Annotated in this window: 17 protein-coding genes and 1 tRNA gene; 15 read left to right on the top strand and 3 right to left on the bottom strand. The window is 69.4% G+C overall.

The genetic code is table 11. The features are described 5' to 3' along the window. The 12 genes from B5F84_RS09100 to B5F84_RS09045 form a co-directional block, all read left to right on the top strand. The coding region (locus tag B5F84_RS09100; RefSeq protein WP_343225137.1) for a phosphoribosyltransferase family protein at nt 1-729 on the top strand (729 nt) is incomplete at its 5' end. Between the two features lie 343 nt (nt 730-1,072). Further along, nucleotides 1,073-1,975, top strand: a complete 903-nt coding sequence (locus B5F84_RS09095; protein ID WP_087323175.1) for a transporter substrate-binding domain-containing protein — start codon at nt 1,073-1,075, stop codon at nt 1,973-1,975. Nucleotides 1,976-2,128: 153 nt separating this feature from the next. Then, nucleotides 2,129-2,722, top strand: a complete 594-nt coding sequence (gene raiA / locus B5F84_RS09090) for a ribosome-associated translation inhibitor RaiA (RefSeq protein WP_087323172.1) — start codon at nt 2,129-2,131, stop codon at nt 2,720-2,722. After that, nucleotides 2,712-3,758, top strand: coding sequence for a DegV family protein (locus B5F84_RS09085; protein WP_087323169.1), 1,047 nt, complete (start codon nt 2,712-2,714; stop codon nt 3,756-3,758). Before raiA ends, B5F84_RS09085 begins: the two co-directional genes overlap by 11 nt. 54 nt (nt 3,759-3,812) lie before the next feature. Continuing rightward, nucleotides 3,813-4,883 (top strand): NAD(P)-dependent oxidoreductase, encoded by a 1,071-nt coding sequence (locus B5F84_RS09080; protein ID WP_255375246.1) that lies wholly within the window; start codon nt 3,813-3,815, stop codon nt 4,881-4,883. A 53-nt stretch (nt 4,884-4,936) separates the two neighbouring features. Beyond that, nucleotides 4,937-5,719: an NYN domain-containing protein gene (locus tag B5F84_RS09075; RefSeq protein ID WP_087323163.1), complete on the top strand. Its 783-nt coding sequence runs from the start codon at nt 4,937-4,939 to the stop codon at nt 5,717-5,719. A gap of 8 nt (nt 5,720-5,727) precedes the next feature. Beyond that, entirely contained in the window at nt 5,728-6,294 is a 567-nt protein-coding gene (locus B5F84_RS09070; protein WP_087323160.1) for a hypothetical protein, read from the top strand. Between the two features lie 114 nt (nt 6,295-6,408). Then, nucleotides 6,409-7,308, top strand: coding sequence for a hypothetical protein (locus B5F84_RS09065; protein WP_087323157.1), 900 nt, complete (start codon nt 6,409-6,411; stop codon nt 7,306-7,308). Then, entirely contained in the window at nt 7,308-8,498 is a 1,191-nt protein-coding gene (locus B5F84_RS09060) for a purine-nucleoside phosphorylase (protein WP_087323154.1), read from the top strand. Before B5F84_RS09065 ends, B5F84_RS09060 begins: the two co-directional genes overlap by 1 nt. Nucleotides 8,499-8,607: 109 nt before the next feature. Continuing rightward, a tRNA-Thr gene (locus B5F84_RS09055) sits at nt 8,608-8,683 on the top strand. Between the two features lie 207 nt (nt 8,684-8,890). Continuing rightward, nucleotides 8,891-9,940: an inorganic phosphate transporter gene (locus B5F84_RS09050; RefSeq protein WP_087323151.1), complete on the top strand. Its 1,050-nt coding sequence runs from the start codon at nt 8,891-8,893 to the stop codon at nt 9,938-9,940. A 62-nt stretch (nt 9,941-10,002) separates the two neighbouring features. Continuing rightward, nucleotides 10,003-10,629 carry a DUF47 family protein gene (locus tag B5F84_RS09045; RefSeq protein ID WP_087323148.1) on the top strand — a complete coding sequence of 209 codons (627 nt, stop codon included), beginning with the start codon at nt 10,003-10,005 and terminating at the stop codon, nt 10,627-10,629. A gap of 369 nt (nt 10,630-10,998) precedes the next feature. Here B5F84_RS09045 and B5F84_RS09040 read toward each other — a convergent pair whose 3' ends face one another. Next, nucleotides 10,999-11,703 carry a helix-turn-helix transcriptional regulator gene (locus tag B5F84_RS09040; protein ID WP_158094525.1) on the bottom strand — a complete coding sequence of 235 codons (705 nt, stop codon included), beginning with the start codon at nt 11,701-11,703 and terminating at the stop codon, nt 10,999-11,001. Between the two features lie 182 nt (nt 11,704-11,885). On the opposite strand from B5F84_RS09040, the gene B5F84_RS09035 reads away from it, so the two are divergent. Next, nucleotides 11,886-12,515, top strand: a complete 630-nt coding sequence (locus B5F84_RS09035) for an HAD family phosphatase (protein ID WP_087323142.1) — start codon at nt 11,886-11,888, stop codon at nt 12,513-12,515. Nucleotides 12,516-12,613: 98 nt separating this feature from the next. On the opposite strand, the gene B5F84_RS09030 is transcribed toward B5F84_RS09035, so the two are convergent. Continuing rightward, the gene (locus B5F84_RS09030; RefSeq protein WP_087323139.1) at nt 12,614-13,666 is read right to left on the bottom strand and encodes a beta-eliminating lyase-related protein; all 1,053 of its coding nucleotides are present in this window, start codon (nt 13,664-13,666) and stop codon (nt 12,614-12,616) included. A 317-nt stretch (nt 13,667-13,983) separates the two neighbouring features. On the opposite strand from B5F84_RS09030, the gene B5F84_RS09025 reads away from it, so the two are divergent. Then, nucleotides 13,984-15,024, top strand: a complete 1,041-nt coding sequence (locus B5F84_RS09025; RefSeq protein ID WP_087323136.1) for a branched-chain amino acid aminotransferase — start codon at nt 13,984-13,986, stop codon at nt 15,022-15,024. Between the two features lie 144 nt (nt 15,025-15,168). Here the strand turns inward: B5F84_RS09025 and B5F84_RS09020 are convergent, their stop codons facing one another. Continuing rightward, nucleotides 15,169-15,546, bottom strand: coding sequence for a hypothetical protein (locus tag B5F84_RS09020; RefSeq protein ID WP_087323133.1), 378 nt, complete (start codon nt 15,544-15,546; stop codon nt 15,169-15,171). Nucleotides 15,547-15,687: 141 nt separating this feature from the next. On the opposite strand from B5F84_RS09020, the gene hisS reads away from it, so the two are divergent. Further along, on the top strand, nt 15,688-17,004 hold the full coding sequence (gene hisS / locus B5F84_RS09015; RefSeq protein ID WP_087323130.1) for a histidine--tRNA ligase: 1,317 nt from the start codon (nt 15,688-15,690) through the stop codon (nt 17,002-17,004). Nucleotides 17,005-17,217 lie beyond the last annotated feature (213 nt).

The raw sequence follows: 17,217 nt of genomic DNA, 5'->3' as shown, positions 1-17,217 counted from the left end.
GGCGGGGGAGGATGGGCGCGGGACGTGGCCGGGGCGCTCGCCGAGGCGCTGTGGCCCACGCGCTGCGTGGGCTGCGAGCAGCCCGGCGAGCTTGTCTGCGAGGCGTGCCGGGAGGCGCTGCCCTGGGTGGAGCAGCGCCTGGCCTGCCCGAGCTGCGGGGCCCCGTACGGCTTTCTCACCTGCACGGAGTGCGACGGCACGTGGCCCCCGCGCGCCACCGTGGCCGCCCTCGGCTTCCATGGCACGCCGGCGCGGATGGTCACCGCGCTCAAGGACGCCCACGAGCTCCGTCTGGCGCCCGTGATCGCCGCCGCGCTCGCCTGCGCGCTCGAGGAGGCCTCGGCCTGGCCTGCCCGCGACGGGCGCCCGCGCTTCTCGCCCGGGGGCGTGGACGCCCTGTGCTTTGTCCCGGCCACGCCCGAGGCGCTCGCGCGGAGGGGCTTCGACCATATGGAGCTCGTGGCCCGCGCGCTCGCCGCCGAGCTCGGGGTCCCGCTCGTCGACCCGCTCGTGCGCTCGTCGGCCCATGACCAGCGCGCCCTCGGGCGCGAGGAGCGCGCGGCGAACCTCTCCCGCACCATGCGGGCCGTGGACGACCTCACGGGCGCCCGGCTGCTTCTGGTGGACGACGTGGCGACGACGGGCGCCTCCCTCGCGGAGGGCGCCCGGGCGCTCCGTGCCCGGGGCGCGTCCGAGGTCACGGCCGGCGTGCTCGCCCGCGTCTGGTGAGCCCATCGCATTTCTGCAGGCAGGAGGGGAGGGCTGCGAGTATACTGTCAGGGTCCGACCCAGGTCTGTGGTTGCGGGCGGCCCGCGCCGCCCCAGTCCATGCCAGACGAGGGCAAAGGGATCCACGTAAGCTCGGGCGTGCGCGCCCGGGCGATCATGGCTCGTCCTAGAGGTAAGTCGTACCGCCCGTCAGACATGAGAGGCATCCGGCCTCGCGGGCGAGAGGGGCAAAAGTGGCGGCGCCGCGGCGCCAGAAGCGACGTCCCCGGTGCGCGAGTGTGGGGGCAAAGACCAGGTCAGCTGGGTGGGACACTGGCATACGCTCACGAAAGGCGGATACAACATGAAGCGCACCCATGCACGGGGCGCCCTCGCGGCGCTTGCCGCGGGCGTCTCCCTGGCCCTGCTCGCCGGATGCTCGGGCGTCCCGGCGGACGGGGGGCTTGCCGGGATGCTCGGGGTGACCACCTCGGTCGCGGAGGCCCGCGCCGCCGCGCGCGACGCGCTCGTCCCCGCCGTCTCCGACGCCGACCTCAAGACGCCCGGCACGCTCACCGTGGGCATCGTGTCCACCGGGTCGGCGCCGCTCGTGGTCATGGGCTCCGGGGGGACGCCCCAGGGCGTGGACGTGGACACGGCCTACGCGCTCGCCGACGAGCTTGGCCTCGCGCGGGTCGAGCTCGTCGCGGTCCAGAGCGTCGAGGCGGGCCTCTCGGGCACGTGCGACGTGGTCATGGGCGCCCACGCGACGGGCGAGGACGGCTACGAGGTGCTCGGCGACTACGCCCAGAGCGCCCTCGGCGTCTTTGCCGCGCCCGGGGCGGACGCGGCCGGCGCCCCCGTCTCCGTCACGACGCTGCGCTCGGCCACCGTCGGCGTCCAGCGGGGCTCGGTCTCCGGGGCCGCCCTCGAGGAGCTCGGCGTGAGCGTGGCGCAGGACGAGTTCGCCAACCTCAACGCCGCCTTCGAGGCGCTCGAGGAGGGCACGCTCGACTATGTGGTCTGCGACGCCTACGCGGGCGCGTACCTCGCGAACTTCTACGGGGGCGCCTCCTTCGCGGGGACCCTGGACGAGCCCGTCGCCGTGGGCGTCGCCGTTGCCTCCGACGGCGGTGCGCTCGCCGACGCCGTCGGGGAGGCCGTCGAGGAGATCCAGTCCAACGGCGTCGCCGACATCGCCCGGGCGCGCTGGATGGGCGAGTTCCCCGCGCTCTCGGCCTCCGACCGCCTCGCCGGGGCCGCCTAGGGCCGCGCCCCACCCGCACGCCCGCCGAGCCAGACCGCCCGCTCGGGCGTCTCGGGGGGCGTCCCACGGGGACTGCCCCGCGGGTTTTTGGGTATCAATGTCCTAAGGCGCGCGCACCACGCGCTCGCCCAAGGCCATCGATAGGAGGTTCGTATGGTTGACATCAAGATCTCGGGCCGCAAGGTTGGCGTCTCCGACTCCCTGCGCTCTCAGGTCGAGGAGAAGGTCGGCAGTGCCCTCAAGGTGTTCGACATCAAGCCCATGACCTGCGACGTCGTGCTCCGCGTGGACAAGAACCCCTCCAACCCCGAGCGCAAGACCTGCGAGGTCACGGTCTTTGTGCGCGACAACGTCGTTCGCGTGGTCGCGAGCTCCGACGACATGTACGCCGCCATCGACGAGGCCGCCGACAAGGTCACCCGCCAGCTTCGCAAGTACAAGACGCGCGTCATCGACCGTCGCCAGCGCATGAGCGCGACCAAGTCCGGGACGCTCACCCAGGAGGACCTCGCCGCCCTCATCGAGCCCGCCCCCGACGAGTCCGAGGACGACCAGCTCGTGCGCGAGAAGTACGTCGACCTGCTCCCCATGACCGAGGAGGAGGCCCTCGTGCAGACCGACCTCATCGGCCACGATTTCTATGTGTTCACCAACGCCACCACAGGGCTTGTTAACGTCATCTATCATCGTAAGAATGGCGGGTACGGCATCATCAAGCCCAAGATCGAGGAAGAGAATGAGCAGTAGCCAGGATCTGACGGCACAGAGCGCCCCCGACACGGGGGCGAGCACCAACGCCCAGGCGTCGCAGGAGGCTGCGCGCCTGGGCCGCGCTTATCACGCGTGCGGGAACGTCAACATCATCGTGGACTCGTGCGCCGACTTCGCGCCCGAGGTGGCCCAGGCCCTCGGCGTCGAGGTGATCGGCTTCCCCTTCGTCATGGAGGACGGCGAGCACACCGACGACCTCTGGCGCTCCATGAGCGCCCACGAGTTCTACGACCGGATGCGCGCGGGTGACCGCGTGACCACCTCCGCGGTCACCCCGGGCCACTACCTCGAGGTCTTCGAGCGCGCCGCGGCCGAGGGGACCCCGACGGTCTACCTCGCCTTCACGCGCGGCCTCTCCTCGAGCGTCGACGCGGCGCGCCAGGCGGCCGAGATGGTCCGCTCGGCGCACCCCGGCTTCGAGCTCTACGTGGTGGACAACCTCTGCCCCTCGGCGGCGGCCGAGCTCCTCGCCATCGAGGCGGTTCGCCAGGCCTCGCGCGGCCTCACCGCCGCGGAGCTCGTCGCATGGGCGGAGGAGGCCCGCTACTACATCCACGGCTACTTCACGCTCGAGTCGTTCGACGCCCTCGCGCGCGGCGGGCGCATCCCGCCGGCCGCGGCCACCGTGGGCGGCAAGCTCGACATCAAGCCGGAGCTCTCCTACGACACCAACGGGGCCCTCACGCTGCGCGGCATGTGCCGCGGCCGGAGGAAGGCGCTGCGCGCGATCCTGGCCGACTTCAAGGAGAACTACCTCGGTGCCGAGGGCGGGGACGACCACCTGCCCATGGCCATCGTCTCCTCCGACGCCGAGAAGGACGCCCGCTGGCTTGCCGACCAGGTCCGCAAGGAGCCCGGCTGCTCCGACGTCCCCATCATCCACAGCTCCGTCTCGCCGGTCATCGGCGCCCACGTGGGCCCGGGCATGGTGGCCCTGCTCTTCTGGGGCAAGGACCGCCGCGAGGCCCTCTCCTTCACCGACCGCATCGCCCGTCGCGTCCGCGGCCAGTAACCGTTTCCAGAACGGGTCGGGTCCCTCTGCTCCTGTCACGGGGACCCGACCCTTTTGGCATGTTTTTCTCGCAAGAAAGGAACGAACGTGCAGATCAAAAACGTTGCCGTCATCGGGACCGGCATCATGGGGGCGCCCATCGCCGGGCACCTGCTCGACGCCGGGTTCGACGTCACCGTGCACAACCGCACGAGGGAGAAGGCCGAGGCCCTTCTCGCCCGCGGCGCCCACTGGGCGGACACCCCCGCCGAGGCCGCGGCCCAGGCCGACGTCGTCCTCACGATGGTGGGCTACCCCACCGACGTGGAGGACGTCTACCTCTCCACGGAGGGGCTCATCCGCACCGCCCGGAAGGGCGCCTGGCTCATCGACCTCACCACGAGCTCCCCGCAGCTCGCGCGCGACATCCACGACGCCGCCGAGGTCGAGGACAAGCACGCCTTCGACTGCCCGGTCACGGGCGGTGAGCAGGGCGCGGTGGACGGCACCCTCACCCTCATCATCGGCGCCACGGAGGAGCAGGTCGCGCCCGTCCTTCCCGTGCTCGAGGCCTTCTCGTCCCGCCGCTTCTACTTTGACCGGCCGGGCGGCGGGCAGGCGGCCAAGCTCTGCAACCAGGTGAGCCTTGCCTCCTGCATGGTCGGCTACGCCGACGCCCTCGCGCTCGCGCAGCAGTCCGGCATCGACCCCGAGCGCGTCCTCGAGGTCATGGCCGCGGGCACGGGCGGCTCCGGCGCGTCCAGGACCCTTGCGCCCAAGTCGCTGGCGGGCGACTACAAGCCCGGCTTTCTCGCCGAGCACCTGCGCAAGGACATCGCCCTCGCGCTCCAGCGCTCCGAGGAGCTCGAGATCACGCTCCCGGGCGCCGAGACGGCCTTCACGCTCTTTGACATGCTCTGCCAGATCGGCGGCGGGCGCATGGGCACCCAGGCGCTCACCCTGCTCTACCAGGAGGAGGCCGCCTGCGTGGCCGCCGGGCTCGACTGGTCCCTTCTCGACCAGGGCGACGAGGAAGACGCTCACGAGTGCCACTGCGGCCACGACCACGGCGAGGGCCACGAGTGCCACTGCCACGACCACGACCATGGCCACGACCACGAGTGCCACTGCCACGACCACGAGTGACCCAAGGGGGGCCGCCCCCCGCTGACCCCAAGAAGGAGCGAACCATCACCGACATGAACTCGACCGACATCCCGCAGAGCTCCATCGCGGTGCTCATCGACTACGAGAACCTCGCCCTGGGCACGGGGCGCCGCAAGCGCAACGGCCACCAGGAGCCGGGGCCGCTGCCCGACGTCAAGCTCATCTTCGAGCGCCTCGTCGACAAGGGCCGCATCACGGCCAAGCGCGCCTACTGCGACTGGCAGCGCTTCGCCGACGCCATCACGCCCCTCCACGAGCTCGGCGTCGAGCTCATCGAGATCCCGGACCGGGCGTTCACCGGCAAGAACTCGGCCGACATCCGCCTTGCGGTGGACGCGATGGAGATCTGCCTCACCAAGGACCACATCGACACCTTTGCCATCCTCTCCGGGGACTCGGACTTCTCGCCGCTCGTCTCCAAGCTCAAGGAGTTTGGCAAGACGGTCATCGGCGTGGGCATGAAGGAGGCCACGAGCAGCCTGCTCACCGAGGTCTGCGACGAGTTCGTCTTCTACGAGGACCTCACGAGGGGCCCGGGCATCCCCGACTTCTCCGGCAAGGTCCCCAAGGAGCGCCAGAGCTGCTACCAGCTGCTCTTTGAGACGATCGACGCCCTGCAGCGCGAGAGCGACGGCTTCATCCTGGCGTCGCGGCTCAAGGACACCATGAAGAGGAAGCGCCCGCAGTTCTCCGAGTCGTCGTTCGGGTATCGTTCCTTCACGGCGCTGCTGCGCGAGGCGGCAAAGTACGGCTTCATCGAGATTCATCAGGACCCCAAGAGCGGCACCGCCGTCGTGGACGGGTTCTGCGAGTAGGAGGAAACATGGCTAACACCCAGGAGGTCCAGATCGCGGCTCTCATCGAGGAGCTCTCGGGAGCGAGCAGGCGCCGTCGCCAGGAGGTGGCGCACACCATCGCGCTCACCGCCCGGGCGGCCCCGGAGGCCGTGGCCGTGCACGTCGACGCCCTCGTCGACGCGCTGTTCCGGCCCGAGGCCCAGACGCGCTGGGAGGTGCTCGACGCCCTCTCCGCCATTGCCGAGAAGGACCCGGAGAGCGTGGCGGGCGCCTTTGACGGCGCCGAGGCGTCGCTCTTCGACGACGGGTCGGCCACGGTGCGCCTCTCGGCGTTCGTCTTCCTCTGCCGCCTGGGCGCGAGCTCGCCCGAGCGCTCCGACGAGGTCTGGCCCCTCATCGACGAGGCCATCCAGTGCTTCCACGGCGACGCCGAGTACCGCGACATGCTCGTCGCGCTGCTCGGCCTGGCCCAGGGCAACGCCTCGGACGCCACCAAGAAGGCGCTCGCCGACCGCGTGCGCTTTGACGCTGAGAGCGGTGCCGCCGGCTACATCAAGTCCTTCTCGGCGGAGATTCTTCAAGCTCTCTCATAGGTTTGTGCACGTCCCCTCCCGGAGGGGAGGACGGGCGCGGGCCGAGGTGTAAAATCTACAAGGTTTGTTTCAGAAGCGGCGCGCGAGGTCGCGCCCTGGTCTCAAGGGGGATCAATGTCAGACAACGAGAAGAACGCGCCGACCGCGGACGCCGCCGCGCCCGCCGCCGCGCCCGCCAAGACGGGCCTCGCCACGCCGGCGTGGGTCGCCATTGCCGTGGCTGCGCTCGTGGTGGGCGTGCTCGCGGGCCACTTCCTGCTCGGCGGCTTTAGCGCCACCACGTCGCTCGCCGGCAAGACCACGCTCTCGACCGACCAGCTTGACAGCACCATCGCCACCTACACCTACAACGGGACGGCGCACCCCGTCACCGCCCGCGAGGTCATCGAGCAGACCGTGACCGTGGCCAACGGCGCCAACGAGGACGGCACCTACAACGTGCCCGCCGCCTCCGACGTGGTGTCCTACGCCCAGCAGCAGGTCCTTCTTGCCGACGCCGCCGCCCGCGGCCTCTCGGTGAGCGACGATGAGCTCGACTCGTTTGCCAACGACATGTTCGGCAGCTCCGACTACGCCGAGATCGCGAGTCAGTACGGCATCGACGAGGAGACCGCCAAGGCCACCCTGCGCGACTCCGCGCTTCTCAACAAGCTGCGCGACGCCGTGGTGACCACCACCCTGCCCGAGAGCGCGCCCACCGCCCCCACCGAGCCGGAGGAGGGCCAGGAGGACGTGGCCACGGCCGACTACGCGAGCTACATCATCGGCCTGCTGGGCGATGAGTGGGACTCCGAGAACGGCACGTGGGCGCGCTCCGACGGTGACTACTACGGCACCCTCTCCAGCTATGAGATCACCAACGACTCCGCCACCTACGCTGCCGCCCAGGCCGCCTACCAGGTCGCGTACAACAAGTACAGCGAGGCCTACACCCAGATGTCCCAGGAGTGGAGCGACTACACGCGCTCCACGCTCTCCAACGCCAGCATCCAGGTCGGCTCCCTGACGGCATAATGCGCGTTGCCGTGAGCGCCTGCCTGCTCGGCGAGCCCGTCCGCTTTGACGGGGGCTCCAAGCCGGTGCGGGAGGTCATGGAGCTCGCAGAGAAGGTCGAGGCCCGCCGCGTCTGCCCCGAGCGCGCGGCGGGCCTTCCCGTGCCGCGCCCGCCCGCCGAGCGGGTGGGCGCGCGCGTGATGCTGCGGACGGGGGAGGACGTCACCGACGCGTTCGCGCGCGGGGCGTGCGCCTGCGCGCGCGAGATCGTCCGCTCGGGCGCGCGCCTGGCGGTCCTCAAGGCAAAGAGCCCGTCGTGCGGGGTCGGACTCGTCTACGATGGAACGTACTCAGGAAGACTGGTTCCGGGCCGCGGCGTGCTCGCCGAGCGGCTCAGCGAGGAGGGAGTCTGCATGGTCACCGAGGACACCGTGAGGGCGTGCAAGCCGAGCGTCGAGCATCCCGTCGCCATCGTGCTGGGGACGGGGCTGGGGCACCTGGCGAGCCTCGTGCGCCCCGTGCGCAGGATCGACTACCAGGACATCGAGGGCTTCCCGGCCTCCGCGCGCCCCGTGGCGGGGCACCGCTTCGAGGCCACGGTGGGTACGATCGACGGCGTCCCCGTGGTGGTCTACCCTGGGCGCATCCACCTCTACCAGGGGTACTCCGCCGCGGAGGTGACCTCGCTCGTGCGTCATGCGCACCACCTGGGCTGCCGTGACATCGTCTTTGCCTGCGCCACGGGGGCGGTCCCCGGGCAGGCGCACGTGGGCCTGGGCATCCTCACGGACCAGATCAACCTCACCGGGCGCAACCCGCTCGCCGAGTGGGACGGCCTGCGCGACGTGGAGAGCCCCTTCGTGGACATGAACGAGGCGTACGCGCCCTACCTGCGCACCATCGCCCGCGGCGTTGCCGACGACCTGGGCATCGCGGTGGAGGAGGGGGTCTACGCGGGCGTGCTCGGCCCCTGCTTCGAGACGCCGGCCGAGGTGGCTGCGCTCGGCGCCCTGGGCGTCTCGTATGTGGGCATGTCCACGGTGAACGAGGTCATCATGGCCAAGGCGCTCGGGATGCACGTCCTGGGCCTCACCCTTGCCGCCAACGAGTCCGGCGCGCCGGCGGTCTCCCACGAGAGCGTGCTCGAGGCCGCCGAGCGCCACGCCGACGACTTCGAGCGGCTCGTCCGCGGCGTCCTGCGGCTGCTATAGCCGGGGCGCCCCGGTAGGGGCCGGCGCCTCGTGCGTCGTCGGGGCCGTGCGGGCCCCGGAAAAACGGGGCTTGCGCGCCGGGGGCTCTTCTCGTAAGATTGGATACCGCGCCAGCATAGCTCAGTTGGTAGAGCACCGCTCTCGTAAAGCGGGGGTCATCGGTTCGAGTCCGATTGCTGGCTCCAGCGACAGATGGGCCCGGGGCATCTTGCCCCGGGCCTTTTGCGTAGGGGGCATCGCATGTAAGCTCTTTGTAAGGAGCCGCGAACGGTGCGCCCGGGTGCCGCTTCTCGACGTTGCGTCACGCCGCTTTACGCTATTCTTATCAGGCGTTTACAAAGCTGTGACATTTGGCCGGCCCCCGAGCGGCCATGGAGGAAGCGAGTTCGCCCTTGATTAGCTTTGAGCAGTTTCTCGGCGTCCTGTCGAGCAATCCCTTTCTGATCGTTGTCATGCTTCTCGTGATGGGCACCATCTTCGTCAACGGTGCCACCGATGCGGCCAACGCCATCGCCGAGCCCGTGGGCACCCGCTCCATCGACGTGGACTCGGCGATTCTCATGTCCGTCATCTGCAACTTCGTGGGCCTCGTGGCCATGTCGTTCATCTCAACCGCCGTCGCCGACACCATCTCCGGCATGGTGGACTTTGGCGGGGACACCCACGCCGCGCTCATCGCGCTTGCCGCCGCCACGGTGGGCATCGTGGCCTGGGGCGTCGGCGCCTGGCTCTTTGGCATCCCCACCTCGGAGAGCCACGCCCTCATCGCCGGCCTCACGGGTGCGGCGCTTGCGGTCTCCGGCGGCCTTGACGGCGTCAACGGCGCCGAGTGGATCAAGGTCATCTACGGCCTTGTCCTCTCCACGGTCCTGGGCTTTCTCGCCGGCTGGGCGATCTCCAAGGTCATCCCCATCGCCTGCAAGAACGCCGACCGCCGCCGCGCCAACAACTTCTTCGGCCGCATGCAGGTGCTCGGCGCCGCGGGCGTGGCGCTCATGCACGGTGCGCAGGACGGCCAGAAGTTCATGTCCACGGCCATGCTCGCCATCGCGCTCTCGCTCAACCTGACGGTGGGGGAGATGGGCGGCTTCCCGCTGTGGATCATGGTGCTGTGCGCTGCGGTCATGGCCATCGGTACCGCCGTCGGCGGCAAGAAGATCATCAAGAAGGTGGGCATGGAGATGGTGCGCCTGGACAAGTACCAGGGCTTCGCGGCCTCCGTGTCCGCCACGGCGAGCCTGCTCATCGCCACGCTCACCGGCCTTCCCGTCTCCACCACCCACACCAAGACGGCCGCCATCATGGGCGCCGGCGCCGCCAAGGACCCCAGGTCCGTCAACTGGGGGGTGGCCAAGGAGATGGTCCTCACCTGGGTCTTCACGTTCCCTGGCTGCGGCATCATCGGGTACCTCCTCGCCAAGCTCTTCCTCGTCCTGTTCTAGCGCCTGGCCGCGCGTTCTTCTCGTCCGTCTCTCACGAGCCGTCTGTCAAAAGGAGTCAGCACATGCCCCGCATCAAGAAGGAAGACGAGTTCTACACTATGCTCAAGGACTTCTCCGCGCTCATCGTCGAGGCGGCGGAGGAGTACAACGGCATCATCTGCGACTTCCCCAACTCGATGAGCCGGATTCCCCAGATGAAGGTCTTTGAGTCCACGTGCGACGAGCGCGTCTCGGCCATCATGGGCAAGCTCTACACCTCCTTCATCACCCCGATCGACCGCGAGGACATCTCCAGCCTCGCCCTGGCCATGGACGACGTGGTGGACTCCATGTACGGCGTGGCGGTGCGCCTTGACCTCTTCAACATGAGCGACCTGCGCCTCGAGGCCAAGCAGATCTCCGAGCTCACGGTTCACGCCGCTCGCGAGATGCAGGAGATGATCGGCCATCTGCCCGACTACAAGAAGGACCGCGTGGTGCTTGAGAAGGCCATCGAGATCGGCAGCGTGGAGGACGAGGGCGACACCGTCTACCAGAACGCTCTGCGCCGCCTCTTCTCCGACGACGAGGACGCGAGCGGCAAGTACGCGGTCACGTGGCTGCGCATCTTCGACCGCATGGAGCTCTGCCTCGATGCCTGCGACCGCGTCTCCGGCATCGTGCGCGACATCATCATGAAGGACGCCTAGGCGAGAAGAACGTCTCGCTCGAGGGGCCGCCCCGGCAGCCTCCCGACCTTCACGCAGGACTGCGCTTCGCGGAAGATCCTGCTTTGAAGGTCGGGAGGCTGCCGGGGCGGCTCGCGTCGACGGGTTCTCTTGCCGCCGGGGTGGGCCCTGGACGCGATGGTTACGGGGCGGATGTCTCAGGCCAAGAAGGAGCTGGGCAACCAGGTGCTCAGGGAGCTGGGGACCAACGCCTGTGCGCTGCCGTCGCGACGGTGGATGCCGCCCCCAAGGTCGAGCTGGACGAGCGCTTTGCTGTCATGGACATGAGACAGGCACGGATGGAGCGTCGGAGTCACGTGGCGTACGCCGAGGTCGAGCTCTGAGGGGGCATCAGCGCTGCGGAGGAAGGGGCGGGGTGACGGGGCCGCCCCAGCGTTGGCGCTCCCTGTCCAGGTGGACGCCGATGAGCGAGAGCGCGGCGCCGCCGGCAATGACAAGCACGGCGAGCGGGGGCGTGAGCACGCCGCCCGCGGCGAGTCCGGTGAGAACGGCAAGGTCGACGAGAACGCCGTTCCAGATTTGGATGTGCTTCAGGATGGCGTGGGCGACCCTCGCGGCGCGCGACTCCCCGAGAACGAGGTTCTTCTCGAGGTAGCGGCCTATATCCTGGTAGTACCGGAGCTTGTGGCCCTTGATGAAGCGGTAGTAGGGAATCAGGATGACGAGCCATGCGCCTGCGGCGAAGGCGCGAAGATACAGCCAAAGCGGCGACGTGAAGGCGTCGCCAAAGTTTGAGCCAAAGTTTGTCACGAAAGAGAACAGCAGGAAGACGTAGTTCAGCGCAAACAGGATGAGGAACCGGCGTGCCTCCGCGTCGGTGCGGCGCCTGATCTCCGGTACGTCGTCGCCGATGAGGGCGTCCACCGTGGTGCCGAGCTCGTGGGCGATGACCTTGAGGCTCACGATGTCGGGGAGGGTCTTGTTGCGCTCCCAGTTGCTGATGGTCTGGCGGCTCACCCGGCAGAGCTCGGCAAGCTGGTCCTGGTGCAGGCCGGCGGCCTCGCGGTGCTCGCGTATGCGCGTCCCAACGTCCATGGTGCCTCCTCTGCCGGGACTGCCCTCTGGCCACATCCTACCCGTCCTTCCAAGGGCGATGGCGTCTACCTGCGTCAAAATGCTTTGACATGGGGGACTGCCGGCGACATTTCGTCGGCGGGCGGAACGGGCGCGCCCTCTGATACACTGTCGCCGTTCACCGCGGACCCGAGGAGGACCACATGGCGCGCCCGGAGCGCATCGACGCCGTGCTCTTTGACTTTGACGGGACGCTCTGCAACACCGAGGTCGAGAACATCCGCCTCGTGCAGGGCGTGCTGCGCCGGATGGGCGCCGAGGTGTCGCTCGAGGAGCTCGAGGTGCTCACGGGTGGGGAGGACCGCGTGACGGTGCCTCCCATCCTCGAGCGGCACCACGTTGACGGCACCATCGACGACTACGAGCGCCTGAGGGACGACTGCTACCGGACGTATGCCGAGGCGGCGCTTGCGATGGAGCCCGGGGCGATCGAGATGCTGGACGACCTGCGCGCGCGTGGCGTCAGGGTGGGGCTCGTGTCGATGACGGTCTCGCGCTGCATCCTCACGGCGCTTGCACGGCTGGGTGTCCTGAGCCGCTTCGATGCCATCGTCTGCGGTGACATGGTCTCGCGGCGCAAGCCCGCGCCAGACCCGTACCTGCATGCGGCCGAGCTCTTGGGCGTGGAGCCGTCGGCGTGCGTGGCCGTGGAGGACTCGCCGACGGGCATTGCCTCGGCGAAGGCGGCCGGCTGTTACGTCATCGCCTACACCGGATGCGACATCGTCCAGGACGTAAGCGCCGCCGACGAGGTCATCTCCACCTATGTGTAAAAGGGGACGGGTTTTCTCTCTCAGAGAATTTGGGACAGGCCTGGGCGTTAGAGCCCAGGCCTGTCCCAAATTCTCTGAGAGAGAAAACCCGTCCCCTTTTACAGGGCGGCGGCAAACGCGAGGAGCTCGTCCACGTCCTTCTCGCCCGTGGCCCAGGAGCAGACGAAGCGAGCGACCACGGTGCCGTCGGGCAGCTCGTAGAAGGTCTCGCAGCCGCACGCGGCCTCGAAGGCGTCGCGCTGCGCCGGCGTCATGACAAAGAACTGCTGGTTGGACGGCGCCTCGCCGTAGGGCTCAAAGCCGAGCTTCACAAGCCCCTCGCGCAGACGGAACGCGCACGCGTTGGCGTTGCGGGCCAGGCGCCAGTAGAGCGGCTCGCTGCCGTCTGCCGGCTGCTCGAACGCCGTCTCAAACTGCACGCCCAAGAGGCGTCCCTTGGCGAGGAGCCCTCCGCGCTCCTTCTGGAGGAACGGGAAGGCCTCCTTGAGGCGCGGGTCCGCGATGACCATGGCCTCGCCGAAGAGCATGCCGTTCTTGGTGCCGCCGAGGTAGAAGGCCCCGCAGCGCGTCGCGATGTGCTCGAGCGTGAGGCCGCCCGCGGCAGGGGAGGTGAGGGCCGATCCCAGGCGCGCGCCGTCGAGAAAGACCGGCAGCCCGTGGCTGTCCGCCCAGTCGCAGATCGCGTCGAAGCGCTCGCGGTCCCACACGCCGCCGAGCTCCGTGGTGTTGGAGATGTAGACGCAGCCGGGGCGCGTCATGTGGCGGCCCGTGGAGGTCTGGAAGCGCCAGACGCGCTCGGCGGCCTCGGGCGAGAGGAAGCCGTCGGCGTCGTCGGTGGGGAGCACCGTGCGCCCGCACGCCGCCACGGCACCCGTCTCGTGCACGAGGATGTGGGCGTCCTTCGTGCAGACGGTGCCCTCCCAGTCGCGCAGGAGCCCGGTCACGCCGATGACGTTGGCCGAGGTGCCGCCGACGCAGAACTCCACGTCCACGTCGTCGCGGCCGCACGCGGCGCGGATGAGCTCGCGGGCACGCTCGCAGTGGGCGTCGCCCTCGGTGTAGCCCACGGTCTGCTCGTCGTTGGTGGCGGTGAGCGCGGCCAGGATCTCGGGCGCGGCGCCCTCGGAGTAGTCGTTGCGGAACATGCGCATGGCGGGCCTTTTCTTCTCGGCGTGCAATCTAGGCTTGCATTGTACGCCGCGGGCCCTTTTGCTGTGGTGGCTCGCTCGAAGTCACGCTTTCGGGGCGTGAGGCGTGACTTTCGACGAGCCAGCGCTGCCAGCTCGCTCGAAGTTACGCTTTCGGGGCGCGAAGCGTGACTTTTGGTGAGTCAGCGCTGCTCGGCTCGAGTGAGGTCGCCCCGGCGCGCCGGGCGTCATTGTTACAACCTCCGCAACGGTGCCGCGCCGCCCGTCGCGCAGGGTTTATCGTTTCCGCAGCACATAAACCCGGCACGAGGGGACAGCACATGGAGAAGAAGGACATCGACTGGGGCAGCCTCGGCTTTGCCTACCAGCCCACCGACTACAGTTACGTCTGCAACTACAAGGACGGCGCCTGGGAGGAGGGCGGCCTCACCACCGACCACACCCTCACGCTCTCCGAGTGCGCGGGCATCTTCCACTACTGCCAGGAGGTCTTCGAGGGTCTCAAGGCCTACACCACCAAGATGGGCGACATCGTCTGCTTCCGCCCGGACCTCAACGCCGCCCGCATGGCCGACTCCGCCCGGCGCATCGTGATGCCGCCCTTCCCGGAGGACAAGTTCGTCGAGGCGGTCAAGATGGTCGTCAAGGCCAACGAGGCGTGGGTGCCGCCCTTCGGCTCCGGCGCCACGCTCTACGTGCGTCCGTTCATGGTGGCCACCGGCGAGGTCATCGGCGTCAAGCCGGCCACCGAGTACCAGTTCCGTATCCTCGTGACGCCCGTGGGCCCGTACTACTCCGGCGGCGTCAAGCCCGTGGCCGTGCGCGTGCCCGAGTACGACCGCGCCGCGCCCCACGGCACCGGCGCCATCAAGGCCGGCCTCAACTACGCCATGAGCCTCTACCCGAGCGTCCAGGCGCACGAGCAGGGCTTCGCCGACAACATGTATCTCGACCCGCAGACCCACACCTTCGTGGAGGAGTCCGGCGGCGCCAACTTCCTCTTCGTGGACAAGGACGGCACGCTCGTGGTGCCCCAGTCCGCCACCGACTCCATCCTGCCGTCGATCACGCGCCGCAGCCTCGTGCAGGTGGCGCAGGAGATGCTCGGCATGACCGTGGTCGAGCGCCCGGTGAAGTTCGAGGAGGTCGCCTCGGGCGCGTTCGTCGAGTGCGGCATGTGCGGCACCGCGGCCGTGATCAGCCCGGTCGGCAAGGTCGTGAACGGCGAGACCGAGGTCGTCTTCGGCGAGGGCGGCATGGAGCACGTCGGCCCCGTCATGCAGAAGCTGCGCGAGACCCTCACCGGCATCCAGGACGGCGAGATCGCCGGCCCCGAGGGCTGGGTCGTCAAGATCTGCTAGGCGAGAAGAACCTGACATCGCGGGGTGCGCGGCCGCCGGCTTCCACACGGGAGTGCTCTTCGAGAAACTCCCGCTTAGGAAGCCGGCGGTCGCGCCGTCGCTGCAGGGGATTCTCTTACCGGCTTTTGGGTGTGGCGGTGGGTGCTACTGCGCGGAGTACGACCGTGCGGCGAGGTCGCGGAGCTGGGCGGTGGTGAGGGCCGGCGCCAGCACGAAGCTGGCGCCGGTCGCGAGCGCGTCCGGCTCGAGGAGGTCGAGCGCCTCGAAGTAGTCCAGCGTGGCGAGCAGGTCGCCCGCCTCGTTGCTCACGAGCAGAAGCCGCCAGTCAAAGACGTTCTCGCCGCTCACCTGGTACATCGTCTGCGGGTGGCGGGGGAGCATCGTCTTTCTGTTCTCGTGCAGGAGGTACATCCCGATGGGATGGTCGTCGTCCTGGGCGCGATAGAAGCGCGGGGGCAGCTTGGCAGCGTCCTCCCAGACGTCCGGCCCCTTCTTGCCGCGCAGCCTGTCAAGCAGTCCCATCGTGCCCCCTCGCCTCGGCGTTTGCGAACAGCGTAGCACGACGGGGCGCGGGAACGCGCGGCGCCGGGCGAGAGGGGCGGCGCGCGCCGGACTCGCGCTATACTTGACGGTCGAGAAAAACGGCGAGAAGGGAATCGCACGATGGCTCAGAAGGTGCAGGGGACCGAGGACCTCTACGGCGGCTATATGCGCGCCTGGCAGCGCATGCAGGACGTGGCGCGCGACCTGTTTGGCGCCTACGGCTTCGACCAGATCGAGACGCCGGCCATCGAGCAGGTGGACACCTTCGTGCACGGCATCGGCGAGTCCACGGACGTCGTGCGCAAGGAGATGTTCCGCGTGGTCTCCGGCGCGCTCTTCGGCGACCTGCTGGAGCGCGGCAGCGAGAGCCACCTGAAGCCCCGTCAGCGCATGGCCATGCGTCCCGAGGGCACGGCCGGCGTGGTGCGCGCCGTGGTGGAGAACAACCTCGTGCCGCAGGGCGCGGCCCCGGCCAAGCTCTGGTACGCCGAGGCGATGTTCCGCGGCGAGCGCCCGCAGAAGGGGCGCCTGCGCCAGTTCCACCAGGTGGGCGTCGAGTGGCTGGGCGCGAGCGACCCGGCCTCGGACGCCGAGTGCATCATCATGCTCATGACCTACTTCGAGCGCCTGGGCTTTGCCCGCGAGAACCTGCGCCTGGTCATCAACTCGATGGGTGACGCCGCGTGCCGGCCCGCCTACCGCGACGAGGTCCGCGCCTTCATCCTGGACCACGCGGACGAGATGTGCGCGGACTGCCTCGAGCGCGCGCAGATCAACCCGCTGCGTGCCTTTGACTGCAAGAACGACCACTGCCGCGAGGTCATGAAGGGCGCCCCGCTCGCGCCGGACAACCTCTGCGATGAGTGCGCCGCCCACTACGCCGCGGTCAAGCGCTACCTGGACGCGGCCGGCGTGGCCTACGTCGAGGACCCCACGCTGGTGCGCGGCCTTGACTACTACACGCGCACGGTCTTCGAGGTGGAGGCCGTGGGCGCGGGCGTGGGCGCCATCGGCGGCGGCGGTCGCTACGACGGCCTCGTGGAGCTCGAGGGCGGCAAGCCCACGCCGGGTCTGGGCTTTGCGGTGGGCTTCGAGCGGATCGCCCTCGCGCTCGCGGCGGCGGGCGTCGAGATGGGCGGCGCGGAGCCGTCCTGCGTCTACGTGGCCCGCACGGGCGGAGAGGCGGAGCGCGCGGCGGCCTTCGACGCGTGCCTCGCGCTGCGCTCCGCGGGCGTGCGCACCGAGGCTGACTACCAGGGCCGCTCGCTCAAGTCCCAGTTCAAGCAGGCGGACAAGCTGCATGCGCGCCTCTGCGTGGTGCTCGGCAGCGACGAGGTGACCGCTGGCGTCGCCACGCTGCGCGACATGGTGAGCCACGAGCAGGTCCAGGTGCCCGTTGACGACCTCGTGGACGCCGTCATCGCCCGCCTCCGGTAGCCGGGGTGGCCGGGCGGCCGCGCGGGCGTCACGGGCGCGGCCCGGCCGCCTCTTGTCCTGCGAGTCGGGCCTGGTGCGGGCGGCCTAGGAGACTCTAGGAGATTGCCACCGCCAGCCCCACGAGAACCGCGAGGAACGCCGCGTTCACGACCGTGAACCGCAGCAGGTACGCGCCCGCGGTGCCCGCGCCCTCGGCGACGACCCGCTTGTACG

It is taken from the genome of Olsenella sp. An290, assembly GCF_002159535.1.
Lineage (GTDB): Bacteria > Actinomycetota > Coriobacteriia > Coriobacteriales > Atopobiaceae > Thermophilibacter.
Note: the sequence above shows the minus strand (reverse complement) of the source record. Positions and strands in the feature narration are given on the sequence as shown.